25 protein-coding genes and 1 pseudogene are annotated in these 25,487 nt (G+C 60.5%); 15 read left to right on the plus strand and 11 right to left on the minus strand.

The window, feature by feature from the left end; translation table 11 throughout:
* Nucleotides 1-103: 103 nt before the first annotated feature.
* Nucleotides 104-1,390: a serine hydrolase domain-containing protein gene (locus tag R6W86_RS03605; RefSeq protein WP_410328024.1), complete on the plus strand. Its 1,287-nt coding sequence runs from the start codon at nt 104-106 to the stop codon at nt 1,388-1,390.
* On the opposite strand, the gene R6W86_RS03610 is transcribed toward R6W86_RS03605, so the two are convergent.
* A complete protein-coding gene (locus R6W86_RS03610; RefSeq protein ID WP_410328025.1) occupies nt 1,391-1,735 on the minus strand; it encodes a hypothetical protein in 345 nt (114 codons plus the stop codon).
* Nucleotides 1,736-1,961: 226 nt separating this feature from the next.
* On the opposite strand from R6W86_RS03610, the gene R6W86_RS03615 reads away from it, so the two are divergent.
* Entirely contained in the window at nt 1,962-2,210 is a 249-nt protein-coding gene (locus R6W86_RS03615; protein WP_410328026.1) for a hypothetical protein, read from the plus strand.
* A gap of 8 nt (nt 2,211-2,218) precedes the next feature.
* Here the strand turns inward: R6W86_RS03615 and R6W86_RS03620 are convergent, their stop codons facing one another.
* Nucleotides 2,219-3,247 carry a hypothetical protein gene (locus tag R6W86_RS03620; protein WP_410328027.1) on the minus strand — a complete coding sequence of 343 codons (1,029 nt, stop codon included), beginning with the start codon at nt 3,245-3,247 and terminating at the stop codon, nt 2,219-2,221.
* A gap of 194 nt (nt 3,248-3,441) precedes the next feature.
* Here R6W86_RS03620 and R6W86_RS03625 point away from each other — a divergent pair, with 194 nt between their 5' ends.
* The 3 genes from R6W86_RS03625 to R6W86_RS03635 are packed head-to-tail and all read left to right on the plus strand — an operon-like array spanning nt 3,442 to nt 7,958.
* Nucleotides 3,442-6,939 carry a response regulator gene (locus R6W86_RS03625; protein WP_410328122.1) on the plus strand — a complete coding sequence of 1,166 codons (3,498 nt, stop codon included), beginning with the start codon at nt 3,442-3,444 and terminating at the stop codon, nt 6,937-6,939.
* Entirely contained in the window at nt 6,936-7,493 is a 558-nt protein-coding gene (locus R6W86_RS03630) for a hypothetical protein (protein WP_410328028.1), read from the plus strand. The genes R6W86_RS03625 and R6W86_RS03630 overlap by 4 nt, the downstream gene beginning before the upstream one ends.
* Nucleotides 7,494-7,544: 51 nt before the next feature.
* Complete coding sequence (locus R6W86_RS03635) at nt 7,545-7,958, plus strand: response regulator (protein ID WP_410328029.1); 414 nt, start codon at nt 7,545-7,547, stop codon at nt 7,956-7,958.
* Between the two features lie 36 nt (nt 7,959-7,994).
* Here R6W86_RS03635 and R6W86_RS03640 read toward each other — a convergent pair whose 3' ends face one another.
* Entirely contained in the window at nt 7,995-8,267 is a 273-nt protein-coding gene (locus R6W86_RS03640) for a hypothetical protein (protein ID WP_410328030.1), read from the minus strand.
* Between the two features lie 547 nt (nt 8,268-8,814).
* Between R6W86_RS03640 and R6W86_RS03645 the strand changes: the two genes are divergently transcribed.
* Entirely contained in the window at nt 8,815-9,051 is a 237-nt protein-coding gene (locus tag R6W86_RS03645) for a hypothetical protein (protein WP_410328031.1), read from the plus strand.
* On the opposite strand, the gene R6W86_RS03650 is transcribed toward R6W86_RS03645, so the two are convergent.
* Complete coding sequence (locus tag R6W86_RS03650) at nt 9,020-9,532, minus strand: hypothetical protein (RefSeq protein WP_410328032.1); 513 nt, start codon at nt 9,530-9,532, stop codon at nt 9,020-9,022. The genes R6W86_RS03645 and R6W86_RS03650 overlap by 32 nt on opposite strands.
* A 156-nt stretch (nt 9,533-9,688) precedes the next feature.
* On the opposite strand from R6W86_RS03650, the gene queC reads away from it, so the two are divergent.
* Together queC and queE are read left to right on the plus strand one after the other, a co-directional pair.
* Nucleotides 9,689-10,354, plus strand: a complete 666-nt coding sequence (queC, locus tag R6W86_RS03655; RefSeq protein ID WP_410328033.1) for a 7-cyano-7-deazaguanine synthase QueC — start codon at nt 9,689-9,691, stop codon at nt 10,352-10,354.
* On the plus strand, nt 10,354-11,010 hold the full coding sequence (queE, locus tag R6W86_RS03660; protein ID WP_410328034.1) for a 7-carboxy-7-deazaguanine synthase: 657 nt from the start codon (nt 10,354-10,356) through the stop codon (nt 11,008-11,010). The genes queC and queE overlap by 1 nt, the downstream gene beginning before the upstream one ends.
* On the opposite strand, the gene R6W86_RS03665 is transcribed toward queE, so the two are convergent.
* From R6W86_RS03665 to R6W86_RS03680, 4 genes are all read right to left on the minus strand, one after another.
* The gene (locus R6W86_RS03665; RefSeq protein ID WP_410328035.1) at nt 11,011-12,054 is read right to left on the minus strand and encodes an AraC family transcriptional regulator ligand-binding domain-containing protein; all 1,044 of its coding nucleotides are present in this window, start codon (nt 12,052-12,054) and stop codon (nt 11,011-11,013) included. It abuts the gene before it with no gap.
* Between the two features lie 122 nt (nt 12,055-12,176).
* Nucleotides 12,177-13,064, minus strand: a complete 888-nt coding sequence (locus tag R6W86_RS03670; RefSeq protein WP_410328036.1) for an alpha/beta fold hydrolase — start codon at nt 13,062-13,064, stop codon at nt 12,177-12,179.
* Between the two features lie 126 nt (nt 13,065-13,190).
* Complete coding sequence (locus tag R6W86_RS03675) at nt 13,191-14,945, minus strand: ExeM/NucH family extracellular endonuclease (protein ID WP_410328037.1); 1,755 nt, start codon at nt 14,943-14,945, stop codon at nt 13,191-13,193.
* A gap of 10 nt (nt 14,946-14,955) precedes the next feature.
* On the minus strand, nt 14,956-15,858 hold the full coding sequence (locus tag R6W86_RS03680; RefSeq protein WP_410328038.1) for a helix-turn-helix transcriptional regulator: 903 nt from the start codon (nt 15,856-15,858) through the stop codon (nt 14,956-14,958).
* A gap of 274 nt (nt 15,859-16,132) precedes the next feature.
* Between R6W86_RS03680 and R6W86_RS03685 the strand changes: the two genes are divergently transcribed.
* The 7 genes and pseudogenes from R6W86_RS03685 (at nt 16,133) to R6W86_RS03715 (ending at nt 22,491) form a co-directional block, all read left to right on the plus strand.
* Entirely contained in the window at nt 16,133-17,422 is a 1,290-nt protein-coding gene (locus R6W86_RS03685; RefSeq protein ID WP_410328039.1) for an MFS transporter, read from the plus strand.
* A 162-nt stretch (nt 17,423-17,584) separates the two neighbouring features.
* Nucleotides 17,585-18,010: a transcriptional regulator SlyA gene (slyA, locus tag R6W86_RS03690; RefSeq protein WP_410328040.1), complete on the plus strand. Its 426-nt coding sequence runs from the start codon at nt 17,585-17,587 to the stop codon at nt 18,008-18,010.
* A 69-nt stretch (nt 18,011-18,079) separates the two neighbouring features.
* Nucleotides 18,080-18,262, plus strand: a pseudogene (locus tag R6W86_RS03695) (MFS transporter); the annotation flags it as partial.
* 249 nt (nt 18,263-18,511) lie between these two features.
* Entirely contained in the window at nt 18,512-19,081 is a 570-nt protein-coding gene (locus R6W86_RS03700; RefSeq protein ID WP_410328041.1) for a TMEM165/GDT1 family protein, read from the plus strand.
* Between the two features lie 50 nt (nt 19,082-19,131).
* Nucleotides 19,132-20,181 (plus strand): L,D-transpeptidase family protein, encoded by a 1,050-nt coding sequence (locus R6W86_RS03705; RefSeq protein ID WP_410328042.1) that lies wholly within the window; start codon nt 19,132-19,134, stop codon nt 20,179-20,181.
* Nucleotides 20,182-20,203: 22 nt separating this feature from the next.
* Nucleotides 20,204-21,661: an NfeD family protein gene (locus R6W86_RS03710; protein ID WP_410328043.1), complete on the plus strand. Its 1,458-nt coding sequence runs from the start codon at nt 20,204-20,206 to the stop codon at nt 21,659-21,661.
* A gap of 38 nt (nt 21,662-21,699) precedes the next feature.
* On the plus strand, nt 21,700-22,491 hold the full coding sequence (locus tag R6W86_RS03715; protein ID WP_410328044.1) for a slipin family protein: 792 nt from the start codon (nt 21,700-21,702) through the stop codon (nt 22,489-22,491).
* A 55-nt stretch (nt 22,492-22,546) separates the two neighbouring features.
* Here the strand turns inward: R6W86_RS03715 and R6W86_RS03720 are convergent, their stop codons facing one another.
* The 3 genes from R6W86_RS03720 to R6W86_RS03730 all read right to left on the minus strand — a co-directional run bounded on the left by R6W86_RS03720 (nt 22,547) and on the right by R6W86_RS03730 (nt 25,421).
* Entirely contained in the window at nt 22,547-22,825 is a 279-nt protein-coding gene (locus tag R6W86_RS03720; protein ID WP_410328045.1) for an Lpp/OprI family alanine-zipper lipoprotein, read from the minus strand.
* A gap of 202 nt (nt 22,826-23,027) precedes the next feature.
* Complete coding sequence (locus tag R6W86_RS03725; protein WP_410328046.1) at nt 23,028-23,588, minus strand: murein L,D-transpeptidase family protein; 561 nt, start codon at nt 23,586-23,588, stop codon at nt 23,028-23,030.
* Nucleotides 23,589-23,696: 108 nt separating this feature from the next.
* Nucleotides 23,697-25,421 carry a potassium/proton antiporter gene (locus tag R6W86_RS03730; protein ID WP_410328047.1) on the minus strand — a complete coding sequence of 575 codons (1,725 nt, stop codon included), beginning with the start codon at nt 25,419-25,421 and terminating at the stop codon, nt 23,697-23,699.
* Between the last annotated feature and the right edge of the window lie 66 nt (nt 25,422-25,487).

Genomic DNA, 25,487 nt, shown 5'->3' on the forward strand with positions numbered 1-25,487 from the left:
GTGCAATCAGTGACGTGCTTGCCGTTCCACTTTGGCCAATGCCTCGGTGGCTCCGGCTGTCCACACTACAATAAAAATAGTCCACGATGTCAGAGTAACAGCCATGATCCCCATTGCCCGCCGTGCCCTCAACACCTCATTGATTCCCAAAGACCTGAGTTCCGTGACCTGCAGGGACGCAGCAGGCGAACACCCGGATGCAGCAGGTATCAGCCGGGAAACCGTCGAGGCGGTCTGGCAGAGTGTCGAAGCCCTTTACCGCACCGGAGTCCACCCCGGTATCCAGGTTTCGGTCCGGCACCGGGGCCACCAGGTTCTGCACCGGGCCATCGGTCATGCCAGTGGCAACGGGCCACACGACCGCCGGGATGTGGTGCGGGTGCCAATGACCACGGACACCCCCGTTTGCTATTTCTCGGCCTCCAAGGCGGTTACCGCGTTGCTGATGCACATGCTGTCAGAGCAGGGGCTGGTAAACCTGATGGATCCGGTCTCCTATTACTGCCCGGAGTTCGCCCGTGGTGGCAAGCGAACCATTACCGTTCACCAGATCCTTTCCCACCGGGGCGGGATTCCTGCTATTCCCAGGGAAACTCCAATCGAGGTGCTCTGGGATCGGGAGGAGATCTGGCGAATCCTGTGCCAGGCCCGGCCAGTGGAGGTAGATGGCGCCAAGGTTGCCTACCACGCGATTACCGGTGGTTTCGTGTTGCAGCGGGTGCTGGAAAAGGTCACCGGCGATACCATCGAGAACTACCTGGACAAGCACCTGCGCAAGCCCATGGGTATGAAGTGGTTCACCTATGGCATTGCCCCGGACCACCTAAATGACCTGGCGGTCAATTATGCCACCGGACCGACCCCGCGTTTCCCGGTGTCCTGGGTGGTGCGCCGGGCTTTGGGGGGCGATATCGGAACGGTGGAGTCGGTGACCAATGATCCACGTTTTCAGGAAGCGGTCATTCCGGCCGGCAACCTGTGTGGAACGGCCGAGGAAATGGGCCGTTTTTTCCAGATGATGCTCAACGGGGGGGTGTGGGATGGCCGGCGGATCTGCAGCGAAATCACGGTAAAGCGCGCCATCCAGCAGTTCGGCTCCCTGCAGATCGACCGTACCATGCTGGTTCCGATGCGGTTCAGCGCGGGCATGATGCTCGGTGGCAATCCTGTGGGTCTGTGGGGACCGAACAGCCGGTACGCCTTCGGTCACGTGGGATTGATCAACAAGCTGTGTTGGGCCGATCCGTCCCGCGATATTTCCGTGAGCCTGCTCAATACCGGGATGCCGATTGTCGCGCACCACCTGCCGGCGCTGGCGAAGTTTGTCTATACCGTATGCCGGCAGTTCCCTCTGATCCCGGAGACCCAGCGGCCATTGGTAGCCGCCTGATTACAGGGTCTGGACCTGCGCTTCGAGGATGCCGAGCACCGATGACAGCAGGTCCCGGAAATCGGTCAGCGTCTGGGTGCGCTGAATCACGTCCTCACGCTGTTCATCCAGCCGCTCCAGTTTGGGCACCAGGCGCCGCATTCCCTCGGTGATGACCTCGTAGGGGTAGTGGTGGTCCTGGGTGTTCAGCTTGTTGATCTCCGCAATCTCCTGACTGAGAACGCTGATGATGTCGTACAGCATGTCCTTGTGCTGGATCGTGCCTGCTTCCCAGTAGGCATCGTCCAGCAGTTCCAGCAGGGACTGGTATTCGCGCAGTGTGTCGGCAATGGTGGTCTGGATCATGGCGTGCTCGATTCATTCCGGGCCGGAATTGGCCGGTTTGGGGGTTTGATGCTACAAGGAACTATAGCAGGGGATTCGTCGTGTAATGTGCTGGTCGACGGGTCCTGCCTCCAAAAGCGTCAAAAAAAGTGAAACTGTATTCATTTTATTGCAGGATACCGGAAAAAGGGGCAGACTCTCGCTGAACGAATAGGGATTATTCATGACTCAATGCACGAGGCCGCAAATGGACAAGCCAGCTTCCCCCGAAAAACCGATTCGTCGAGCTGTGAAGCTCGATCATCATGACAGTGTCCGCAGCCATGTGCGTGAACGCATCAGCTCGGAAGTCGAACATCTCGAACGCCGGATTGTGAGCCTGCGCCTGAGCCGGGCGCCTCACGCCGATATTCTGATCTCGACCTACCAACGGTTGCTCGATCGCAAGAAGGGTTTTCTGCAGAGCTGGAACCTCAAGGACAGTGGCCCCCGCTGATCACCGCTTCAGGTGCGCAGCCCGGTGTCCACGGTCTGATAACTATCAGTTGCGGCGTCCAGGTTGAGGCAGTAATCCGGATTGGCCATCAGCGTTCCGGGATTATCAGGATCCTCCACCCGCGGTGGCTGATCCAGTGAAGTAAACACCTCGACCCGTTTCTCAGCGTAATGCATCCGGATCTTCAGGCAGTCCACCGTCTTGCCGGCAAACGAGAATTCCGGACCACCGGTAGTGCCCTGATCGGTGCCAGTGTTGGTGCCGTCGATATTGATGGTATCTGTATTCAGCCCGTCGTACTCGCGGACAAACGCCATCTCCCGCTCGGCCGTGATGACAATGCTGCCTTCGCTGTGCAGGCGGGCCTGATCATTGTAGCCGGTGGCCAGAAAATCCCGGGGCAGGAATTCGGTCCCCAGGGTCGCGCTTGGCCGGGTGCTGCCCTCCGGGAAGGTGCCGGAGGAGGCCCAGGTAAACACCCGGGTTACCCGGTTGGATGTGTCCGGGGTGTAGACCCATTTGACGATCGGATAACGCCACTCATAATCCGCCACCGGCAAACCTTCCTCGACCGCGCCTTGATCGGTGAAACGGACAGACACATCATTGGTGGTGTTGCTGTACTCACCAGCTTCGCCGGCGTCGATCCGGTCACTAATGTACTGACGGGCCTCCACAAAGTTTGCGATCTCACCTTCACCAATGACCCGACGCATGAGGTCCAGGGGGTTACGCACGGAGGCGATGGCCGGAGGTGCGGCCTCCCCGTAAACAATATCCAGAAACACCGACAGCTGCTGGCGAATGTCCCTGGCCATGGCACTGGCTTGGGTGTCGTCCGACGCAGTCGGTTCGACGGCCAGCGAAAGGTCGTTGAACAGGGTGGTGGCGGTCTGTTCGGTCAGGGTGAAGCTGGAAAACACCAGGTCCACGTTGGTGGCCGGGTTCAGGGCTGACGGGCCGGTATCCTCGAGGCCACAACCGCCAAGGTTCACCAAAGCGAGGGAAACGACAGCGAAAATGCAGGAATGTCTCATTTCAGAAGGCCCTGAGATGCGTTACGGATTATTAACCGCTAAAGTGGATGCGCGCGGGGCCCGCTTCGGCCCGAATGCTGACAATAAAACATAACACCGGCATCTGCCCTCGCGGAGATCACATTTTGCAGCAACGGCTCACAAACCTGATTTTGGCCCCGGCCCTGTTGACATGCGTGCTGCTGGCGCTGGTTATGCTGCCTTCGACGGCCGCGGCAGACGACCTCTGCCGTGACGGCAAGCTAGTGCTCGACCGTAGCACCAGCAGTATCCGGAACCTGGGCAGTTGCGTCCGGTATCTGGAAGATCCCGGCCAATCCATGACGTTCCGGGAGGTGCAGGCGCTGGAGCCCGGGGCCTTCACCCGTCACGAAGGCGGTGTGCTCAACTTTGGTTATACCGAATCCGCGTACTGGACCCGCATGGAGCTGGAGCCCCGGTCCGGCGCGGCCCGGACGGACTGGATCCTGGAGCTGGCGTTGCCCCTGGTGGATCAGGTCAACCTTTTCCTGGTGCGTGACGGTAAGCTGGTGGACCAGCGTCAGGCCGGGTACCAGGATAACTGGAAGGAGCGGGACCTGGCCGTTCCCAACCCGACTTTCCGTCTGAAGCTGGCGCCGGACACCGTCAACACGGTGTACCTGAGGATTACCAACACCAATACCTTCCGCCTGCCCATCAGCCTCTGGCATCCAGACAGTTACATCGAGAAGGTTTCCGTGGATGAAGCGGTCCGCGGTGTCCTTCTGGGAGCGGTGATGGCGATCCTGGCCTACAACATGTTCGTCGCCGTGTCCGTGCGCGAGCGCAGTAACATCTATTACGTCCTGTACCTGGTCTCAGCTACGATCTCTATCTTTACCGAGCAGGTCCACGGAGTGCAGCTGCTGGACAGCCGTCCGGCCCTGTTCAACAAGGAATACCTGCATTTCCAGATAGTGCTGACATGGTTCTGGGGCCTGCTGATGGCCCGTTCGCTGCTGGAGACCCGGGAACGTTCGAGGGATCTGGACCAGATTATCCTTCTCTGCCTGTATTCGGTCGGGACCACCTTTGTACTCTGTTTCTTCCTGCCCTACCACGTGGCGATGGAGTGGATCGTGCTCGGCTCCATCCTGCTCAGCATCATTCTGATCGTGGTCAGTTATCTGTCCTGGCGGTACTACAACCCGGCGGCACGGTCCTATTTCTTCGCCTGGACTCTGGCTCTGATCGGGTTCGGGATCTATGCCCTGACGGTCATGGGTTACCTGCCACTGAATACCTTCACCAGCTATTCACCACAGTTTGGCCTCACCGCCCAGATCATCCTGTTCTCTTTTGCCCTGGCTGACCGCATCAAGCAGGTGCAGGGGGAGGCACTGGGCTGGAGCGAGCGGGCACTGGCCAACCTTCGCCGTTACCAGTCGCTGTTCGATAATGCCGTGGAGGGGGTGTTCCAGATGTCTCCGAATCGCCGGCTCCTCACGGCCAACCCGGCCATGGCCCGGATGCTCGGTTACAACAGCAGCCGGGAGCTGCTGCGGCATAATCCCGATGTGCTGGAAACCTGTATCGCCGATGACCGCCTGCGGCGCCTGGTGGTGGAACAACTGAAAGCCCGGGGCATCGTGAAGGGTATCGAAGCCGGTTACCTGACCCGGCATGGCGAGGAACGCTGGGCCACCATCTCCCTGCATACCGCCTACGATTCCGATGGTGAGCCCACCCATTTGGAGGGCACGTGTATCGATGTGACCGAGAGTCGCCAGCGCCAGCGAATCGAGCGGGAGCGGGAACAGGAGCGGCTGGAGAAAGAACTGGCACGCAACTCGGCCGAGGCCAAGAGCCAGTTCCTGGCCAACATGAGTCACGAGATCCGCACTCCGCTGGCAGCGATCATCGGGTACGGAGAGACCTTGCTGGATCCGGACCTGACTGAGACGGAAAAGAAGAGCAGCGCCGAAACCGTGGTGCGCAGCGGTCGCCACCTGCTCGATCTGATAAACGACATCCTCGACCATTCCAAGATTGAAGCCAACAAACTCGATGTGGATGTGATTCCGGTCAATCTGCCGGAGCTGCTGGACGAAATTCGGGCCTTCTTTACCCCACGGGCCCGGGAGAAGGGCCTGGATTTCTCCATCATCTGCGAGTATCCGCTGCCGGAGCAGATCCGCACCGACCCTACCCGCTTCCGTCAAATCATCATAAATCTGTGCGGAAATGCGCTGAAATTTACGGAAAAAGGCTCGATTTCCCTTGAGATTCGGTGTGATCCTGAGGCTGAAATGCTGGTGGCCAGGGTGGTCGATACCGGGATCGGCATGAAGCCGGAACAGCTGCGCCGGTTGTTCGACCCGTTTGCCCAGGGTAGCGCCGCGATATCACGCCAGTATGGCGGTACCGGCCTGGGGTTGAGTATCTCCCGGCGACTGGCGGAGCTGCTCGGTGGGGATATCACGGTGGCCAGCACCTACGGTGAGGGCAGCGAATTCGAACTGGCAATCCGCACCGGCCCGCTGGATCAGGTTCATTTTCTCCGGGATACCTCGGAACTCAGCCAACGCCGGCGTGCCATACCCATGGTGACTGCGCCCCAGTTGACCGGGCGCATTCTCTGTGCCGAGGATAACGAGGTAAACCGTCGTCTGGTGTCCCTGCTGGTGTCACGCACGGGTGCGGACCTGGTACACGTGGTGAATGGTGCCGAAGCCCTGGAGCAGGCGATACGGGAGCCGTTCGATCTGATCCTGATGGATATCCAGATGCCGGTGATGAATGGTCGGGACGCCACGGCAGCCTTGCGGGAGGCGGGTGTGAATACACCGGTCATTGCCCTGACCGCCAATGTCATGGCCGAGGACATTGCCGATTACCGCCGGGCCGGTTGTAATGAGCACCTGGCCAAACCCATCGACAAGCAACTTTTCTACGAGGTGCTGGCCCGCTACCTGGTGGTTCACCATGATGCCGTGTCGCACCGGCGCCGCGACTGCCGGGGCCGGGTACTGGTCGTGGAGGACAACGAGGAGAACCGGCAGCTGGTGGAGCGCATGCTGCGCCGGCTGGGCCTGGAGGTGATTGCGGTCGGTTCCGGAGACCAGGCGGTGCGCACGGCGCTGTCGGACACGGTGCAGCTGGTGCTGATGGACCGGCACATGCCCGGGCTGGATGGTGTGGCAGCGACAAAGCTGCTTCGCCAGGCCGGCTTTCGGCGCCCGATCATGGCCTTTACCGCGGGTGATCAGCAGGAAACTGATGCCCTGCTTGCAGCCGGTTGTGACGGGGTGTTGAATAAACCGATAGACCAGTCCCGCCTGGAGGCCATCCTGGCCCGCTATCTCGCCAGTACCGGCCGGGAGGTTCGGGATTCGTCCGAAGACCGGGAATTTGCTGCGCTCTTGGCGCGCTTTCTGGAGCGCCTGGCGCAGCGCAAACAGGTGATGGACGGCGCGCTTGCGGACAGACAGGCCGATGTCCTGCGTACCGAGGCGCACCATATCAAGGGGACCGCCGGCGCCATGGGGTACCCTGCAATGACCCGGCAGGCCGGGATTCTTGAAGCTTTGTTGAAGGACGATAGCGAGCCGAACTGGGACAGGGTTCGCAGTGAGTTGGCAGCACTCGATGAAATGATAGACCGTGCCCGTGGGGCTAAGGCGACATCGCCCCTTGTCTCCGAAAACAGAAACAACAGGAAAACGCCATGACAGACAGGTCGCCCCAATACAGTGAACAGCACTCCCTGAGTATGATGTACGGAACCTACGCGGATATCCTGTTCGTGCTCTTTCCGTTCCTGGTGATTGGTATGCAACGGCTCTGGGACGGGCGGTTGTACGATACCCTGATGCGGCCGGACCTGAGCATTGCCGCGGCCATTCTGGCGGGACTGGCAATCGGCAAGTTTGTCCTGGGCCTGGTGACCAACCGGGAGCTGGGGCGCTACAAGGAGCGGATCGTCTTCTTTATTGCCCTGACCCTGTTCGTGGTGCTGGGTCCTTCCATTATCCTGATGCTGAGCATTGTCGGTAACGAGGAAGTTCCCGGCTTTGTCGCTTTCGTCCAGCCGGTATTGCTGATTATCGCCATATCGCTATACAGCACTGCGGTGAGCATTAGCAACCTCCTGACCCGGTTCGGAACTGAAGCATTGGTGGTGGGGCAGGAAGATGGGCCAATGGCGGAGGGGCCGCAGCAGGACAGCGGGCCCCGGCCAGCCCCCCTGGACCTGCCCCGGCGCGCTGGCAGCGACCGGTTGTAACCGGACTTACTTGAAAATGCGGAACAGCCAAGGAATCAGTGGAGAAAACCAATGACGGATCTGAATGTTCTGGTTGTGGAAGACGACCCCCTGATGCGGGAACGCCTGGTGGAGATGCTTTACCGGGCTGGTGCCACGGAAGTGACCGAGGCGGTCGATGTGGGTTCAGCGAGGCAGGCATTCGACGCCCGCGAGTACCACGTCATCCTGCTGGATCTGGGACTGCCAGATGGTGATGGTCATGAACTGATGCAGCAGTTCAAGCAGCGGCGGGAAGAGCAGCACATTGTGCTGGTGACAGCGGACGATTCCATCGACAGTATCCAGTGGGCGATCAGTGCCGGTGCCAACGGCTACGTGGTCAAGCCCTACTCACAGGACAAGATACACGATGTGATCAATAACTACGCCATGGTCCACGGTGGTGAGATGGCGACGCTGGGGGGACTGAACCGGCAACATTGACCGGTTCAGACTTTCTGTTTCGGGCTGGCTGCCTGCTCAGGCTACCTGGCGGGCAATCCAGGAGTTGTAGCGCGTCGCCAGCGCCCGCACATACCGGGCCTCGGCGCCACTGAGGTTGGCCAGCACACCGTTGAAAATCCAGCCTCGCTCATACAGTCCAAGCACCCGCTGCTCGTCATCCAGATTGACGCGTTGGTTCAGCTTCTTGCAGATCGCATCCAGCAGCGGCAGCTTCTCCGGGCGCTTGATTGCGCCTTGGCGGTTGCCCATCGGCTGGTTCGCCGCACGTGTTGTCGGATGTCTTTTCATGATGTTCTCCTTGTCGTTTTGCGGCTGCAAAAACAAAAACCCCGGAGCCGAGGGCAACCGGGGTTTGGCGGAGAACCTGACCCGGTCGCTGCAAAGGCTCCCGGGACTGACCGAAAGCCGTTAGATGTCTTTCACCATGGCGCGCGCAGACTGCCCTTTCTGGCAATCAGCGGCTGGGTAAACAATGAACTGTAAAATCATCCTGGTCATACCGGCTCTTTGGTTTCGGTTCACTACTCAGTGTATAGGCTATCGGAAGGTTTGCAAGAGCCCGCTGGCTTCGGCAAACCCGTACAGACGTGCACGGCTCTCAAGCCGATAATTCGCAGCGTCACGTGTTTTTACGTTGTGCAATCCGCGATACCTGCCGAGTCGGGTATCAATGGATCTCTCCTTTCTACGCAGCCGTCTTGGCTGCGTTTTTTTTGGCATCTCGGAAAGTTCGTAGCCACTACTTCGTACAGAATGATCAGTCCTGATTGACGATAATTTGCACACTAACCTGTCAATCAACTTATTTTGAATACAGAGGTTGAAACCTAAGCAAATGCCCGACGAACCCGGATCTGCCAGAAACAAGTTCCGTTCTGATTTTATCGTTGAAATAGCACTGATCGCCGCCCTGGCGATTTACATGGTGCTGGCCCAGGACAAGACCGTAGGGGATGACCTGAGCTTTACCGTCGCTGGAGCGGCACTGATGGCCGTGGCGACCTATTGGACCCTGCATACCCTCAAGGACGGCCTGCAGTTCATTGCAGTGCGGCTTCGCCCTGGAAAATAATCCGCCGCCAGGTCTTGTGGAGGATGAGGGCGTCGTTGGCAGCCCGGTGAACGGGTAACCCCAGTTCCGAGATTACCTGCTGGCGTATGCCCGACCATTGCCGGACCTGCTGGCTGTTCAACAGCATGGAGATCGATTCCAGCTGGAATTCGGGTTGCACGTTGGCGGCCCGGAACAGCCGGTGCAGCCAGAAGCTGTCGAAAGTCCAGGCGTCACAGAATACCTGCTCCGGCAGCAGGCGGTTCAGGTGGTGAGCCACTTCCTCCACTGCCTTGCCTTCCTCGTTCAGGGTGTCCCGGGAGATGCCGTGAATCTGTTCGGCGCTCTGTGACCAGTCATGCCAGAGCACATGTGGCTGGATCAGCCAGCTGTGCAGTTCGCCGCCCGGCATGCAGATACCCACCTCGATCGGGTAGCTCGCAATCAGATCCAGGCTTGAAGCCTCGAAATCGATGAATGCCGGAGTGAAGTCGCTGGTCATGGTATCAGGGTCATTGCTGCGTTGTTTTTCGTTGAGTTTACCCGCCCCGTACCCGAGACGCGAACCCAACCTGTGCGTCCACTGTTACAATATGTCCACTCAATGTAAAACCCCGATGACACGCCGTTGTTGTCCCGGAACCTTGTGGGAGCCTGAATGACTGAAACCGTAGTTGTAATCTATTCCGGAGGCATGGACTCCTTCACCCTGCTGAACCTGGCCCGGGCCCGTGGCTATCAGGTCCACGCCCTGTCCTTCAATTACGGCCAGCGCCATGTTCGTGAGCTGGATTGCGCCCGGCAGGTATGTGCGGACCTGGGCATTTCCCACAAGGAAATCGACATCCGTGCCATGTCCGGAGTCATGAGCGGTTCTTCCCTGACTTCCGACATCGAGGTGCCGGAGGGGCACTACGAGGAGGACAGCATGAAGGCGACCGTGGTGCCCAACCGCAACATGATCCTGCTGTCCCTGGCCACCGGTTACGCCGTGACCGTGGGTGCCTGCGCGGTATGGTTCGGCGCCCACGGTGGGGACCATGCCATCTATCCGGACTGCCGCCCCGAGTTTGTCGAGAAGATGGATGTGGTGTGCCGCGTGGCCAATTATGAGCCGGTGGCTATCGAGGCGCCGTTCATCCGAATGGACAAGGGGGAAATCCTGGCCGAGGGCCTGAAACTGGGGCTGGACTACAGTCTGACCTGGACGTGTTACAACGGCCGTGACAAGGCCTGCGGTCGCTGCGGTTCGTGCGTGGAACGGCTCGAGGCCTTTGCCGCCAACGGTGTGACCGATCCGCTGGAATACGAGGAGCAGGCCTGATGTACCGGGTCAAAGAGGCGTTCTATACGCTCCAGGGTGAAGGTGCCCAGGCGGGCCGTGCGGCGGTCTTCTGCCGGTTCAGCAAGTGCAACCTGTGGACCGGCCGGGAGAGGGATCGCGCCAGCGCGGTGTGCGATTTCTGTGATACCGACTTTGTCGGCACCGATGGCCAGAATGGCGGCCGGTTTGAAACCGCGGACGATCTGGCCCGGCATATCCGCAGTCTGTGGCCCGACGCCCCGGGCCGGCCCTACGTGGTATGCACCGGAGGTGAGCCTCTGCTGCAGCTGGACGACGCGCTTATCGACGCTTTCCACCGTACCGGTTTTGAAGTCGGCGTGGAGACCAACGGCACCCTGCCGGCGCCGGAGGGTATCGACTGGTTGTGTGTCAGCCCCAAGGCGGATGCGCCCGTGGTTATCGAAGCCTGCGATGAGCTCAAGTTGGTATATCCCCAGCCGCTGGCCATGCCCGAGCGGTTCGAGCATATCCGGGCCCGGCACTACTTCCTGTCTCCCATGGCTTCCCCGAGCCTTCCTGCCAGCGGTGAGGATCCGGTCAAGCAGAGTAACACCCGCAAGGCCACCGACTATTGCCTCGCCCATCCCCGCTGGCGCCTGACCCTGCAGATGCACAAGATCATCGGGATCGACTGATCAGGCGGTGGCCATCGGCCGGAGCGCTTCATTGCGGTACTGGCTCGGGCTGACGCCGGTCCAGCGCTTGAATGCCCGGGTGAAGTTGGCGGCGTCGGCGTAGCCCAGGGCATCGGCAATCTGGCTCAGGTTCATACCGGTGCTGGTGAGCAGTTCCCCCGCCCGTTCCAGCCGAACCTGGTCCACCAGGTTCTGGAAGCTGGCATCCTCCTCCTGCAGGCGCCGTTTCAGGGTCCGTTCCGAGACAAAGAGCGTGCCGGCGACCCGAGCCAGTTTTGGCGGAAACGGGTGGCTGGTTTCAATCACCCGCCGTACCCGGGTGGCGAAGCAGGCATCCTCGGTCAGGCGTTGCAGGGCCTCTTCGCACTGGGCCCGGGAGGCGGCCGCCAATTGGTCATTGGTGAACCGGATCGGCAGGGCCAACCGGCTCTCCGGAATGATCAGCGCGTCTTCACGGGCTTCGTATTCCACGGGCACCGGGATGATCTGGCGGAACCTCGGGAAATAATGGGGTTCCGGACCTCGCCTGATGATTCGTGTGCCGTCCACCGGTGCGCCGGTCAGCTGGGCTCCCATGAAGACGCAGCCAAACAGGGTGGCATCGAGGATAAAGCCCTGCAGCGGCCCCAGGTCGACGTCGCAGGACACGGAATAGCGGGCCTTGCCTTCGAGCCTGTGCCGGCTCACCTTCAGGTGGGGTGCCCGAAGGGTCAGATAGCGGGTCACCAGTTCCAGGGCATCCCTCAGGGTCCGACTGCTCATCACCGCCGTACCCAGGGTGCCATGCAGGGGCAGCTTCATTTCCCGGGCCAGCAGGATGCCCAGACCCGGTTCCCCGCTTTCGATGATGGCGCGGGTGACAAACTCACTGGCCTGGGCCTGGCTTACCCGGAGTTCCGGACAGTTCAGGCGGGTGGGGTCGAGGCCGACGCGGAGCAGAAGGTCCTGTTCGTCGACGCCAATCGAGTGTAGCAGTTCGGCCAGGGTGTGCAGGTAGATGGCCGGCATGCCCAGATCCTGAGCGGTCGAGACGGAGGCGCGCATGGGTTTCCTCGTTCAGTGCTGTTTTTGTTATGTAATGGGGCGGTGATGGTGAGGAATTATGCCGGGATGACGGGGCAATCCCATGGCTGCTCTGACGGGACGCAAGGCCGGTCGGGCCACTGTCAGTGCGCATGGCGCTCAACAAACCGCTCCAGCACGGCCGCTGACTTGCCCGGGGCCTCAAGCATGGGCAAGTGGCCGACCCGACGAAATACATGCACTTCGGCATCGGGCGTTGCGGTGTCAAACCAGCGGACGCACCGGGTCGGGGTAATTACGTCCCGGTCCCCCCACTGGACCTGCAATGGCGGCGTGTCCGACCCCAGGTAGCGAGCCGGAGCCAGGGCGTCGGCGACCATGTCCGCAAAGATATGCCGGAGGGCATCGGTCCGGCTCAACAGATCCGGCCCGAGTAGCCCGGCCATGGCAATGCCGGTGGCTGTGGCCTTGCCGTTGCCGACGCTGTTGAACATTCGGTAGACGCCCTTCCAGTCCTCCGGAATCAGGAGGTCGTCACGATCTGTCTCGAACGGCGTATCCAGGTCCACGTCGGGATGCTCGGGAATGCCGGCACTGTTAAGCAGGGTCAGGGATTGTGGTGCCAGTGCCATCTCGTGGGCCAGCACGGCGGCGATGGCGCCTCCCATGGAGCTACCGACCAAGTGAATGTTGTCCGTTTGTTGGTCGGCAAGCCATTCGCGCAGGCGGAGCGCCTGGGCGACATAACGGTAGCTGGCATCCTCCCAATAGTCGCTTTCGCCCAGACCGGGAACATCGGGTACCAGCAGATGCCAGTGCCGCGGCAACCGTTGCAGCCACAAGGCCCAGTTCTCCTTCATGGCCGCAAAGCCATGGATCAGCAGGACCGTCGGGCGGTCAGGGCCGGGCTCGCCCCGCTCCAGGTAAACCATGCGGTGGCCATCAACACTGGTCACCCGGCGCCGGGCATTCAGTAGCCAGCGCTGGCCGGTGCGGGCTGCGGGCCAGAAATTCGGAGCAGGAATTCTCATCAAAGGTCCTGTCGGAGTGAGACACTTCTTCAGTTTACCTGTCGGCGATCAGACAGCCTTGGCTGGACTGCCCTCCAGTGCAGGCGCGGGAGTCACCGGTATCAGGCGAATTACCCAGACGGGACACTAGAGCCGGATGTCGACGATGACGGGATTGTGATCCGAGGAGCGCCAGGGCCCGACACTGTTGGGTGCAACATCAGACTGGTAGCCGAGCGATCTGGGTTCGTCGGCATTGATGCGCCAGGTGACGGCGTTCACGACCTGCCCCGCAAGACGGGCAGAAGCCAGGGCATGATCCAGCGAGCCCTTGCGGCCCTTGTAACGGTAGGTGTAATGGGGGCACTGCTCAGGCGTGCAGGGGTGATAATGCGCCACCATGCTGGTGTAGCCCCGTTTTTGGAGCAGCTGCAGCGGTGTTTCCCGAGTGTAGCTATTGAAATCCCCGGTGATCAGGGTCCCGGCTGTCGCGACCTGCGCGGGCAGGCGATCCAGCCAGTCGGCGATTGCCCTGGCGGCCCGGATCCGGCGTTGGGTGTAGCAGCCCTGGCCATCACGCTGGTCTCGGTCCGGGCCGGTGGCACCGCGGCAGGATTTGGATTTGAGGTGGGGAACCACCACCCGAACCGACGCTTTACCATTTCGTAACCGGAACGCCTGCGCCAGTGGCGGCCGGCCCGTGTTGTGGAAGGGGCCGCTGGTCAACCGTTCCGCCGCGCCGACCGGGACCACCCGGTCCTGGCGATAGTACAGGGCTGTGCGGATGGCATCGTTACCGTCATTCCCCGGGGTCTGGATATAGCGCCATTGGGAGCCCATGGCCCTGGCCAGTGTGGCGGCGGCGCTGTATTCACCATAGCCGTCGTTTTCCAGTTCGCTGACCGCCAGGATGTCTGGGTCCGGGGCGGTCAGGGCCGAGACGAGACGCGTCTGTTGTTGTCGGTAGGCGGATTCGGTTGTTGCACCTCTGGAGGTCGGGAAGTCGCCACCCCGGCCATCGCCGTTGAACAGGTTAGCCAGATTGAGGGTCATCACCCGCAGTATCGCTCCGCCGGGCCGCTCTGGTGCGAGCTCCCGGGGGTTGGTGGCCATAAACTCCGGTGGTGACTCGGGCTGGACCCGCCATTGGCCGAACCGGAAGTCCAGCACTCCTCGCACCCCGCGCAGGGTATCTCCGGTACGCACGGTGTTGTCGGCGCCGAGACCTTCCGGTGGCCAGGGCACTGGCCGTGGATCTCGTTTGCCCTGGCCGTCATCAAGTGTGATCTGACCCTTGACCGAGCTGTCGAGCTTGCCTGATGTCGGCCCGGGTGGCAGGTATTCGGTGGCAATCACCCGGTCTTCGGGCGCCAGGGTGAGTTCGCCATAGCGCGCCAGGTTGTAGCTGTCTATTACGGTCAGGGGCGCGGGAATGGAGATCCGCATGTTTTCAAGGGCCTCGTGTGCGCTGGCCCTGGATGCCTTCAGTGCGACCGGCTCCGGCAAGGTTCCGGGGCCGCATACTTCCAGCTCCCGGACCTTTACCAGTTCGGTGAGCCCGTGAAATTCCTTCACCTCACCGGTCACCCTAATCCTTTGGCCCCGGCTGCCCTGCTGGCGACGGCTATAGACAAACAGTGCTTCGGAGGTGGCCGAATTGTCGTCGGTTTGATCGTCTGCCTGTTGCAGGTAAAAGCCGCGGAAACCACCTTTTCCCCGGGCGTCGAGGGTCATGATGCCCTCCACGGTCACGGTCTGACCGGTGAAGGGGGAGTGGTCTCCGTTGCCCTGGATGTGGGCAATGGGAGTGGCGGCACCGCCACAGGCAGTGGCTGCCGACGCGAGAGGTGTCAGCAGAGAAAGGGCAAGATTCGTGGCGGCAAACAGCGCGGATAATTTCACGCCGGGCAGTCTAACAGAGACCGGCCACGGCTTTGAGTGCCTGTTCCCTGCGGCTGCCGAACCCCAGTTCGTCCGGGTTGGCCAGCTCCAGTTGCTGGACCAGAGGGTCCGGATGCTCGTTGTCAAAGGTGATGCCCATGCGTGACAGGACATAAGGAGTCAGTGCGGCCCGGGTCCGAATGGTCAGTCGGCCGTCTTGCATGCCATAGTCTCGGGCGATGATCTCCTGCTGCGGTTCGGTCAGGCGGTGGTCCGGTGTGATCACCAGGGTGACTTCCCGGGTCCAGTCCTCGTCGTGCTGGCAGGTGTGGCGGGCCCGCTGGCGCAGGGCTTCGGGTATCGTGCGCAGGCGGCTCAGGGCAAAGTCCCGGAACTCCCGATTGGAGTCACACCACGCTCTCAGGTGCCAGCTGTCACCGGTGCACACAAGGGTATGGGGTTCCAGAATGGTTTCCACCGGCTCGGGGCGGCTCAGCGAGGTGTAGCTGGCACGCAACTGCCGGCCATTGCGGGTCGCGGTCACCACGGCGCGCATGGCTTCCGGAGCGATCACCCGGCTCGGACCTGCGACTACGTGACTGTCGGGCAGGCCCAGATCCAGTGTTTCGAAGGTGTGGCTCAGTTTCTGTTGGCGGGCGAGCAGGTCGAGGTACTCGTTGACCTCGCCACGGGTGACCACGGGCCGGAATTTCGGTGCGGGCACGTAACCCTTGAGGTGGCGGTTATACAGCAGGTTGCCCGGGGCCAGCTCGCGCAGGTAAGTGTTGATGTCCTTGGATGCCTGCTGGCGGCCGATGCCAAAGCTGTGGCAAATGTGGTTGGTGGTCAGTCGACCTTCCCACAAGGCAATCGTCTCGATCAGTCGATAGCGTAACAGCAAATCCCAGCGGATGGGCCAGTCCGTCTTTTTCATATCCAGGCGCTCACGGATCCATTGAGTATCTTGAATTTATGTTACCTGCTCTGAGTCACCCGGTCTGTTACGAGCCATTAATGTAAAACACTGTAAACCCAAGGTTTAGCGACCATTCAGCGATTATTCGAGCAAATTTCCGGGGTCTCGGGAAGTCCCTAGTAGTCTGCACTCGATGCCGCTGGTCTAATTCCGTTCCGGCACAGGCCGGGGGCTGGTGCTATCTTGTTGCCCGAAAATTAAAGTCTGTTGTCTGCCGCCCGGAGCCGTTGTCATGACCCGAATGGTCACTTCTCTGTCTGCACTGATCCTCAGCATTGTCTTGCTGGTGAGCGGTAATGCCTTCCTGATGACCCTGCTGGGCATCCGGTTGAGTATCGAGCAGGTGGCTCCGGACGTGATCGGCTGGGTACTGGTGTGCTACTCCATCGGTTTCGTTCTCGGCACCCTGTACGTGCATCGGGTGATTGGCCGGGTAGGGCATATCCGGGCCTTTGCGGTATTTGCGGCCATCGCCGCGGTGGCATCGCTGATGTACCCTATGGCCGTATCCATGGTGTTCTGGGCGTTCCTGCGCGTGCTCTCCGGGTTCAGTATTGCCAGTGTCCTCGTGGTGATCGAGAGCTGGTTCTCCAGCCGCGCCACCAATGCCAATCGCGGTGCCCTGTTTGCGGTGTACCAGATTGTCTTCTACCTGTCGGCGGCGGGCGGCCAGTTGGTGGTCAATGTAGGCGATCCGGCCAATTTCATGCCGTTCTCGCTGGCCGCGATTCTGCTGGTCCTGGCGCTCGTTCCCCTGTCACTGACCCGAATGGAAGCGCCGGCCATTGAACAGGCCAGCCGTATGTCCATCTTTACTCTGGCCCGGCAATCCTTCTCCGGGATTGCGGGGGCGCTGATCTGTGGGGTCATGATCGGCGGTTTCTACGCACTGGGGCCGGTCTACGCCACCCTGGTGGGACTGGATGTGGCGAAGACCTCTACCTTCATGGCGAGCGCCATCGTCGCGGCCATGGTCCTGGCCTGGCCGCTGGGGCGGGTCTGTGACCGGTTTGACCGCCGCCGGGTCATGTTCTGGGTGGCACTGGTTGCGGCTGCGGCCGCCGGAGTCGTTGGTGTACTGGAGCCGATGAATCTGGCTCTGCTGACCCTGGTGGTGGGGCTTTTCACCGGCCTGTCGGCCAGCGTTTATCCCATTGCGGTGGCAATCACCAACGACCGGTTGGAAAGCAGCCGGATTGTCTCGGCCAGCGCCACCCTGTTGCTCAGCTATGGCGTCGGTAGCGTAATCGGTCCCATCGTCATGGCGGAGCTGATCGGGCTCCTGGGCCCCAGGGGCCTGTTCCTGGGAAACGCCGGATTCCTGGTGCTGCTGGCGCTGATCACCAGCTATCGCATCAGTCACACCGAGGATGTGCCGGTGGCAGAGCAGGAGCACTTTGTACCGGCCATGCCTGAGACCTCTCCGGTGCTGACCGAGCTGGATCCCCGGAACGAGGAATTTCACGAATCTCCCGAGGTCGAACAGATGAAGGAGAACGAAGAGAGGCGTCAGGCTGGCTGAGGCAGCTTCCTCTCGGTTTTCCCGATTATATTTTTAATCTGATATCTGTTTTTCTTTCAATGGTTAGCATACTATTGGTAACTATCCCATAATGTGAGTTTTTTGGCCGACAGCCCGGCTTTTCAGAGCAAACGGGCGGCCACCGGACAGGAGCAATAACCCATGAGAGAACAGTTTCCTTTTGCCGTTGCCCGGGTTACCCGCCGTTGGCGCAAGATGCTGGATGAGCGCCTGAAGGATCTGGGTGTGACCCAGGCGCGCTGGAGCACCATGGTCTATCTGCAGCAGGGCGGAGAGGGACTCACCCAGCGTGAGCTGGCCAGCCTGATGGCGATCGAGAACCCCACGCTGGTGCGCCTGCTGGACAGCCTGGAACAGCAGGGACTGATCGAACGCCGGCCCTGCCCCAACGACCGCCGGGCTCGCCGCCTGCACCTGACCGATGCCGGTCGGGCCTTCATGGACGATCTTTCCGAGCGGGCGGCCAAATTGCGTGAGGAAATGCTGGAAGGCATCAGCGATGAAGAGATCGAGGGCGCGCTGAAAATATTCCAGAAGATCATGGAAAACGCTGAAAAGCAGAAATAGGAGTTTTGTCCTGACGGATAACTCTGTCGACGGACTCAGGGCCCGTTACGGCGACCGCTGGCGGCGGTGCTGCTGACCCTGTTTGTCCAGACCTCCCTGGGGTTCAGCGCCACCGAGGCGGGATTGCCGATGCTACCCGCCGGCATTGTACTGGGCATGACCTTTCCGCTCGCCGGGCGACTGGCCGATCGCCAGAGTGCCCGCAAGCTGGTGGTGTTCGGTATCGCCCTGTTCGCCGCCTCGGCCGCCGTTCCGGTCTGGCGGATGCGGGCATAGTTGCGATCCGGGACGCAATTAGCTAGCATGCACCCTCCTTCAGGGGAGTAGCCTCCGCGCCGGATGATCCGGCCGGACGGTGGTCAACATACTTGGAGCTCAATCTCCATGGCCACCGTGTCCCGCATTCGCAATGCAGGGATTGGCAAGACCTGAGGCAGATCACCTCCTATGGGCGGAAGGTGAGCTGTCTCATGTCTTGGATATCCGCCCTGGAGTTGTTTCATGGACGCATTCCTCGCCTCCACCGTTGCCGTTGCCATAGCTGAAATCGGCGACAAGACTCAGTTGCTTTCCCTTTTCCTCGTCGCCCGCTACGCCAAGCGCACCCCGATCATCCTCGGTATTCTGGTCGCCACGATCCTGAATCACGCCCTCTCGGCCTGGCTGGGCGCCTGGATTGCCAGCTTCATTCCGGAAGCCTGGTTGCCCTGGATCCTGGTGGGAAGCTTTCTCGCCATAGCCCTGTGGCTGCTGATTCCCGACAAGGATGACAGTGAGGATTCCAAGTTTCTGGGCATGGGCGCGTTCATGGCCACCACCATCATGTTTTTCCTGGCCGAGATCGGTGACAAGACCCAAGTGGCCACGGTTGTGCTTGCAGCGAAGTTTACGGACACATTCTGGGTTATCATGGGAACAACGGTGGGGATGTTGCTGGCCAACATACCGGTTATCATGGCCGGTCGCTGGCTGATGGAGCGGATGCCGCTGGCAACAGCAAGAATCAGCGCCAGCATCCTGTTCGTACTATTGGCGATGGTAACGGTCTGGACCACGGCCATGAACTCCTGATTGGGTTTGCTGTCACCGTTTGCGTGCACATTGAATTTCGGAACAGAACTATGCGGTTTGGAAAGTATTGGAACGTACTGGCGCTGCTGGCCACTCTGGGGGCCGCGCCGGCAATGGCGGCGACAGATACCGCCCCGGACAAAGGGTCTGAAGCCGAGCCCGACCGGAACCCGCGGGTTCCCACCTTCGAGCTCAAGGGTGATCTCGCCGGTGAGTTGCAGGCTTTTACCACGCGCTATGAAGACACCTTCGCCACGCTTGGCAACCGTCTGGCGCTGGGCTACCTGGAACTGGTGAAGGCCAATCCCGGGGTGGACCCCTGGCTGCCCGGGGAAGGTACGACTATTACTCTGCCTCGGCAGTATGTGATTCCCGACGAGGCCCGCCGCAAGGGTATCGTGATCAACCTGGCGGAGTACCGCCTCTATTACTTCACCGGCGATGGTGGTGTGCAGGTCTATCCGGTCGGAGTTGGTACCGAGGAGAATCCCTCTCCCCTGACCAATGCGGAAGTGACCATGCCACTGGAATCGCCGGCCTGGTATCCGCCGGCCAGTATCCGTGCCGAATACGAGGCCAATGGTGAATACCTCCCCAAGATGATCCCGCCCGGCCCCGGCAACCCGCTGGGCACCCACGCCCTGTTGCTGAGCGAAAAAGGCTACCTGATCCACGGCACCAATAAGCGTTTCGGGGTTGGTATGGCGGTCAGTCATGGCTGCTTCCGGATGTACAATGAAGATATCTCCCGGTTCATCTACCAAGTGGACAAGGGAACACCGGTGCAGGTGATCCGCGATCCGGTGAAGATCGGCTTTTCAGGTGACGAAGTCTGGCTGGAAGTACACCGGCCCGATGAGGATTATCCTCGGGAAGACCGGGACGAACTCTGGCAACGGGTCTTTGCCGAGGTTGAGTCTTTCCGTGAGCGGAATCCGTCCGTGGAGGTGAATCGCCGAGCGATCGAGCTGGCGGTGGACCAGGCCGATGGCATTCCCACCATGATCGGTGAGCAGCTCACCCAGGTGGCCACGGATGAGAGTGTCGGGGAGAAATCCCCTGAAACAGGGAGTGAGCAGGAGCAAAAACTCTACTTCTGATGACTGAAAAGGGGGAAATGCCATGCCAGGAAAGCAAGCCATCAGAGCCGGGAAGTCCCGGAGACTGAATCTGTTTGCGGCGGTCTTTCTTTTCGGGGCGTTGCTCGCGGGGATCTCCCTTTCCCACCAGTTGCTTGCCCAGACCAGCCCGGACCGGGCCCTGGTGCTTACCGTGCAGGGTGCCATTGGCCCGGCGACCATGGACTACGTGACCCGGGGCATCCGTCGCGCGGAGTCCGAGGGCATGGGGCTGGTTGTTATCGAAATGGACACGCCTGGTGGTCTGATGGACTCCATGCGGGAGATCATCAAGACCATCCTTGCCTCCGAAGTGCCGGTGGCAACCTATGTGTTCCCCCAGGGTGCCCGGGCGGCCAGCGCCGGCACCTACATCCTTTACGGCAGTCACATCGCGGCCATGGCGCCGGCGACCAACCTTGGCTCGGCGACGCCGGTTCAGATGGGTGGTATTCCGGGATCCGAGCCTGCTGAACCGCCCGCTGACCCGGAGGAAACGGAGCAAGGGGCCGAGTCCGACGGTACAGAGGGTAGCGAAGAGGACAGTAAGCGCCGGGGAGATACCGCCATGGAACGCAAGGTTCTGGAAGACGCGGTCAGCTATATCCGGGGCTTGGCGGAACGTCATGGCCGCAATGTCGACTGGGCGGAGGAGGCCGTACGGGAAGCGGTGAACCTGGGAGCCTCCGAGGCCCTGGAACGCAATGTAATTGATGTGGTGGCCCCCAACCTGAGGGATCTGCTGCGCCAGATCGACGGCCGGACAGTCCGGATGGCTTCTGGTGACTTTACCCTGAGCACCGCCGACCTGGAGCTGGTGCGTGCCAAGCCGGACTGGCGCACCAACCTGCTGTCGGTAATCACCGACCCGAACGTCGCCTACTTCCTGATGATCATCGGCTTCTACGGCATCATCTTTGAACTCGCCAATCCCGGTGCCATCGTCCCGGGTGTCATCGGTGCCATCAGCCTGATCCTCGCGCTTTTCGCCTTCCAGGTGTTGTCGGTGAACTATGCCGGCCTGGCGCTGATCATGCTGGGGCTGGCCTTTATCGTCGGCGAGGCCTTCGTGCCGAGTTTCGGCATGTTGGGGGTCGGGGGCATTGTTGCCTTTGTAGCCGGTTCGGTGATCCTGATGGACGGCAGTCACCGGGATATCTCATTGCCAACCATCGGGGGTACTGCCATTGTGGCGGCAGGTTTCATTCTCTGGACAGTCACCCGTTTCATCGGTTTGCGACGGAAAGCCCCAGTCAGCGGTTCGGAGCAGATAACCCATGAACAGGGCGAGGCCCTGGATGACTTCACCCGGGGTCACGAGCACTACAATGGTCATGTACGTATCAGCGGCGAGCGCTGGAACGCCCGCAGCGAGCAGCCGGTGAGTGCCGGTGACCGAGTTCGGGTCATCGGCATCGAAGGTTTGACGGTAGCCGTCGAGGTCCTGGAAGACGAAGCCTGACCCGACGTTCAACAGTTCACGGCGAACAAGGAGGCCGTATGATTGGTGATCTGATTCCCTATCTCGCACCGACGGTGGTGCTGTTGCTGATCCTCGGATCGGCGATCAAGATCCTGCCCGAGTATGAGCGCGGCGTGGTGTTCTTTCTGGGGCGCTTCCAAGGCGTCAAAGGACCAGGTCTGATCATTGTCATTCCCGGAATCCAGCAGATCGTCAGGGTGGATCTGCGAGTCATTGTGCTGGATGTTCCCAGCCAGGACGTGATTTCCAAGGACAATGTGACAGTGCGGGTGAATGCCGTGCTCTATTTCCGTGTGGTGGATCCGGAGCGGGCCATCATCCGGGTTGAGGATTTCAATTCGGCCACCAGCCAGCTGGCCCAGACCACCCTGCGTTCGGTGCTTGGCAAACACGATCTGGACGAGATGCTCTCGGAGCGTGACAAGCTCAACGCCGATATCCAGGAGATTATCGATTCCCAGACCGAAGAATGGGGAATCAAGGTAGCGAACGTGGAGATCAAGCATGTGGACCTGAATGAGTCCATGATCCGTGCCATTGCCCGTCAGGCCGAGGCGGAGCGCGAGCGTCGGGCCAAGGTGATTCATGCCGAGGGGGAATTGCAGGCGTCGAAGAAACTGGTAGAAGCGGCCCAGGTCATGTCCGCCGACTCCGGGGCCATGCAGTTGCGTTACCTGCAAACCATGGCGGATATGAGTGGCTCGAATTCTTCGACTATCATGTTCCCGATGCCCATGGACCTGCTCCGGCCTTTCATGGAAAAGTCGTTCCGCAACAAGCAGGGTGGATCCACCGATTCCCCCGAATAGGGGGCAGGCACAAAAAAGGCCGGGAATCCCGGCCTTTTCAGCTGGAGCGAGCCGATTACTTTTGGCTGGCGCTCTGCAGCATGCGCTTGGCACGCTCGTTGGCTTCGTCAGCAGCTTGCTGGGCTGCGCGGGCAGCGGCCAGAGCTTCTTCTGCAGTCTGCTGCGCAGTGCGTGCGTCAGCGGCAGCGCTATTGGCGGTGTTCAGTGCGTTCTCAGCGGTCTGCTCGGCAGAAGTTGCAGTAGCATTGGCCTCGTCGATGCCAGCCTGGTTGCTGGCACAGCCGGCAGTCAGTGCAGTAGCCATTGCAAACCCAGCGATCATCAGTTTACGCATAGTAAATCCCCTTATTGGTCGTTTTATGTCCTGAGTCTCGGAAGTGAGTATAGACCACTTCCTGTAAAACCGGGTCCGACAGAAAATACTTTCACGTCGGTGTCGTCAAACAGTGTAAAACACTCCGAGACAAAATGTTAACTAAGGATACGCAAAATTTCTTAACTTATGACAACAACTTAATCGTGGTGTCATGCACTATTCACGGAAGAATGCGGATCGGGGTTCCATTGGAGACCAATTGCCAGATCTCATCCATGGCTTCGTTGGTGACTGCGATGCAGCCATCGGTCCAGTCCAGGCCGACATAGGCAAAAGCCATGTCACCGGCTTCATTGGGCAGGCCATGGATCATGATGCTGCCGCCGGGATCCAGGCCCCAGGCCTCGGCCAGCTCGCGGTCCCTCGGACTGGGGTAGGAAATGTGGATGGACTTGTAGAAATCGCTCTGATCATTGCGCCAGTCCAGAAGGTATTCACCTTCCGGGGTGCGCTCATCGCCTTCGTAGAGCTTGTGGCCTTCAGGGTTGTCGCCAAGCGAGATGCGATAGCTCCGAACAACGTCCTCGCCATTCAGCAAATACAGGCGGCGTTCGGTTTTTTTTACAAGCACCTCGCTGATGTCGAAGCGTTCCGGTTTGAACTGTTGTGGTTCAGACATGCGAGCGTCGGCTTTTGCAAGCAACTCCGAGGCACTGGCAGTTCCTGACACTATTACCACAACCATCAACAAACATCGGCACATGTTTCGAAGCAAACCCATATCCCTGACTTACCAAACATTAATATTTCTATAGAGCCGTTTATATCATAGCTCAGGGTGAGGCTGTTAACGGGTTTTGTTAAGTTTTATAGCCTTCCCTTTCGTCAGTCAGTTATTTGGCGAACTGTCCATCTTCATGCCAACCTTGGTGACCCGGTCGGCTTCCATGGCCCGGGCGACCAGGGTGACGGGGCCGAGGGTCACGGTGTCGCCGACAACCGGGTGCCCCTTGGTGCGCCGGGAGAAGCACTCCGCCAGACTGATGTCCGGAGAGAGTTCATCGAACTCGATACCATAGACCTGCTCTACATCCCCAAGCAGCGCGTCCCCGTTCAGCACGAAGTCCCCGAAGAAGGCCCGTTCTGCCAGGTATTCCGGCGCATGGCGGCCGCTAAGGGCCTTGCCCAGCTCCGGCAGCACGCCGGGAGTGGCAAACATGGCAACCATGTCGCCACTGGAGACTTCCAGGTCGGCCTTTGGCTGCAGGCAGACCCGGTTGCGGAACACGCCGGCCACTGCGGTATTTGCCGGAAATCTCAACTGACCCAGGCGCCGGGGCGTTTCCCAGTTTTTTCCACGCAGGGGAAACAGCATAAGTTCGTGATCACCGGCGGCCGGTGCGTCCAGCGGCAGGCGACGGTATGGGTCATCGCTGGCGGGCACTTCCAGTCGGAGCTTTCGGGCCAGTGGCGCCATGGTAGTGCCCTGAACCACCAGTGAGACCAGCACGATAAAGAACGCGGCATGGAAGACCTGTTGGGCCTCTGGCAGACCGGCGATGATCGGAAACAGTGCCAGCACGATTGGCACTGCCCCTCTCAGGCCGACCCAGCCGATAAAGCCGAGCTCGCGACGTTTGAAGCCGAAAGGCCAAAGTGTGGCAAAGACCGTGGCCGGGCGGATGACAAAGATCAGCGCCAGGGCCAGGATCAGACCGCTGCCAGCCAGGGGCAGCAATTCCGATGGTGACACCAGCAGGCCCAGCATAAGGAACAGACACAGCTGGGCCAGCCATGCCAGGCCGTCATGGACCTGGAGAATCATCGGCATCATCCGCACAGGCCGGTTGCCAATCACCACGCCGGTCAGATAGATGGCCAGGAAACCGGAGCCGCCCAGGGCGTTGGTGGCGGAGAACACGGATATTCCGGCAGCGGCCACCAGCAGCGGGTACAGGGACGGGGTCAGTCGGATACGGTTGGTCAGCTCTACCACGGCAAAACCTCCCAACAGACCGGCGACACCGCCGATGCCGAACTGCTGGACCAGCATTATCAATGCCGACCAGGTAGCGCCCGCCCCGCCGTTGCCAATCAGCGTGACCAGCAAAAGGGTCAGGAAAATGGCCATGGGATCGTTACTGCCGGACTCGATCTCCAGGGTGGCGCTGACCCGCTCGTTCAGGTGCAGCCCCCGGCCCTGCAGCAGCGAGAACACCGCCGCGGCGTCGGTGGAGGAAATGATGGCGCCAATGAGCAGGGCGGTCAGCCACTCCAGGTCGAACACCCATCGGGCGACCACTGCCGCGCCGGCGGAAGTCATGAAGACGCCGAGGGTAGCCAGCACCAACGCCGGTCTCAGGCCCACCCGGAAGGTTTCTGCCCGGGTGCGCATACCGCCATCGAGCAGGATCACCCCCAGGGCCAGGTTGGCGATCAGGAAGGCCAGTTCGAAATTATCGAATTCGATGCCGCCGGGGCCATCCTCGCCCATCATCATGCCCACCACCAGGAAGATCAGCAGCACCGGCATGCCGACGCGGCTGGACAGCGGGCTGAGCACGATACTGATCACCAGCATCAGGGCTCCGACGAGGGTGAGGGTTGGGTCCATTCAATCTCCAAAAACAGGGCTTGCCCAAAAGCGGGCCGTCCGCTTATATTTCAATCGCGGCCACTG

This window comes from Marinobacter sp. (assembly GCF_046484525.1).
GTDB lineage: Bacteria > Pseudomonadota > Gammaproteobacteria > Pseudomonadales > Oleiphilaceae > Marinobacter.

What these genes read in the sequence shown, in the direction of transcription:
- R6W86_RS03605 (WP_410328024.1), top strand. Translation starts at nt 104, where the DNA reads ATGATCCCCATTGCCCGCCGTGCCCTCAACACCTCATTGATTCCCAAA.
- R6W86_RS03610 (WP_410328025.1), bottom strand. Translation starts at nt 1,735, where the DNA reads ATGATCCAGACCACCATTGCCGACACACTGCGCGAATACCAGTCCCTG.
- R6W86_RS03615 (WP_410328026.1), top strand. Translation starts at nt 1,962, where the DNA reads ATGGACAAGCCAGCTTCCCCCGAAAAACCGATTCGTCGAGCTGTGAAG.
- R6W86_RS03620 (WP_410328027.1), bottom strand. Translation starts at nt 3,247, where the DNA reads ATGAGACATTCCTGCATTTTCGCTGTCGTTTCCCTCGCTTTGGTGAAC.
- R6W86_RS03625 (WP_410328122.1), top strand. Translation starts at nt 3,442, where the DNA reads ATGCTGCCTTCGACGGCCGCGGCAGACGACCTCTGCCGTGACGGCAAG.
- R6W86_RS03630 (WP_410328028.1), top strand. Translation starts at nt 6,936, where the DNA reads ATGACAGACAGGTCGCCCCAATACAGTGAACAGCACTCCCTGAGTATG.
- R6W86_RS03635 (WP_410328029.1), top strand. Translation starts at nt 7,545, where the DNA reads ATGACGGATCTGAATGTTCTGGTTGTGGAAGACGACCCCCTGATGCGG.
- R6W86_RS03640 (WP_410328030.1), bottom strand. Translation starts at nt 8,267, where the DNA reads ATGAAAAGACATCCGACAACACGTGCGGCGAACCAGCCGATGGGCAAC.
- R6W86_RS03645 (WP_410328031.1), top strand. Translation starts at nt 8,815, where the DNA reads ATGCCCGACGAACCCGGATCTGCCAGAAACAAGTTCCGTTCTGATTTT.
- R6W86_RS03650 (WP_410328032.1), bottom strand. Translation starts at nt 9,532, where the DNA reads ATGACCAGCGACTTCACTCCGGCATTCATCGATTTCGAGGCTTCAAGC.
- queC (WP_410328033.1), top strand. Translation starts at nt 9,689, where the DNA reads ATGACTGAAACCGTAGTTGTAATCTATTCCGGAGGCATGGACTCCTTC.
- queE (WP_410328034.1), top strand. Translation starts at nt 10,354, where the DNA reads ATGTACCGGGTCAAAGAGGCGTTCTATACGCTCCAGGGTGAAGGTGCC.
- R6W86_RS03665 (WP_410328035.1), bottom strand. Translation starts at nt 12,054, where the DNA reads ATGCGCGCCTCCGTCTCGACCGCTCAGGATCTGGGCATGCCGGCCATC.
- R6W86_RS03670 (WP_410328036.1), bottom strand. Translation starts at nt 13,064, where the DNA reads ATGAGAATTCCTGCTCCGAATTTCTGGCCCGCAGCCCGCACCGGCCAG.
- R6W86_RS03680 (WP_410328038.1), bottom strand. Translation starts at nt 15,858, where the DNA reads ATGAAAAAGACGGACTGGCCCATCCGCTGGGATTTGCTGTTACGCTAT.
- R6W86_RS03685 (WP_410328039.1), top strand. Translation starts at nt 16,133, where the DNA reads ATGACCCGAATGGTCACTTCTCTGTCTGCACTGATCCTCAGCATTGTC.
- slyA (WP_410328040.1), top strand. Translation starts at nt 17,585, where the DNA reads ATGAGAGAACAGTTTCCTTTTGCCGTTGCCCGGGTTACCCGCCGTTGG.
- R6W86_RS03700 (WP_410328041.1), top strand. Translation starts at nt 18,512, where the DNA reads ATGGACGCATTCCTCGCCTCCACCGTTGCCGTTGCCATAGCTGAAATC.
- R6W86_RS03705 (WP_410328042.1), top strand. Translation starts at nt 19,132, where the DNA reads ATGCGGTTTGGAAAGTATTGGAACGTACTGGCGCTGCTGGCCACTCTG.
- R6W86_RS03710 (WP_410328043.1), top strand. Translation starts at nt 20,204, where the DNA reads ATGCCAGGAAAGCAAGCCATCAGAGCCGGGAAGTCCCGGAGACTGAAT.
- R6W86_RS03715 (WP_410328044.1), top strand. Translation starts at nt 21,700, where the DNA reads ATGATTGGTGATCTGATTCCCTATCTCGCACCGACGGTGGTGCTGTTG.
- R6W86_RS03720 (WP_410328045.1), bottom strand. Translation starts at nt 22,825, where the DNA reads ATGCGTAAACTGATGATCGCTGGGTTTGCAATGGCTACTGCACTGACT.
- R6W86_RS03725 (WP_410328046.1), bottom strand. Translation starts at nt 23,588, where the DNA reads ATGGGTTTGCTTCGAAACATGTGCCGATGTTTGTTGATGGTTGTGGTA.
- R6W86_RS03730 (WP_410328047.1), bottom strand. Translation starts at nt 25,421, where the DNA reads ATGGACCCAACCCTCACCCTCGTCGGAGCCCTGATGCTGGTGATCAGT.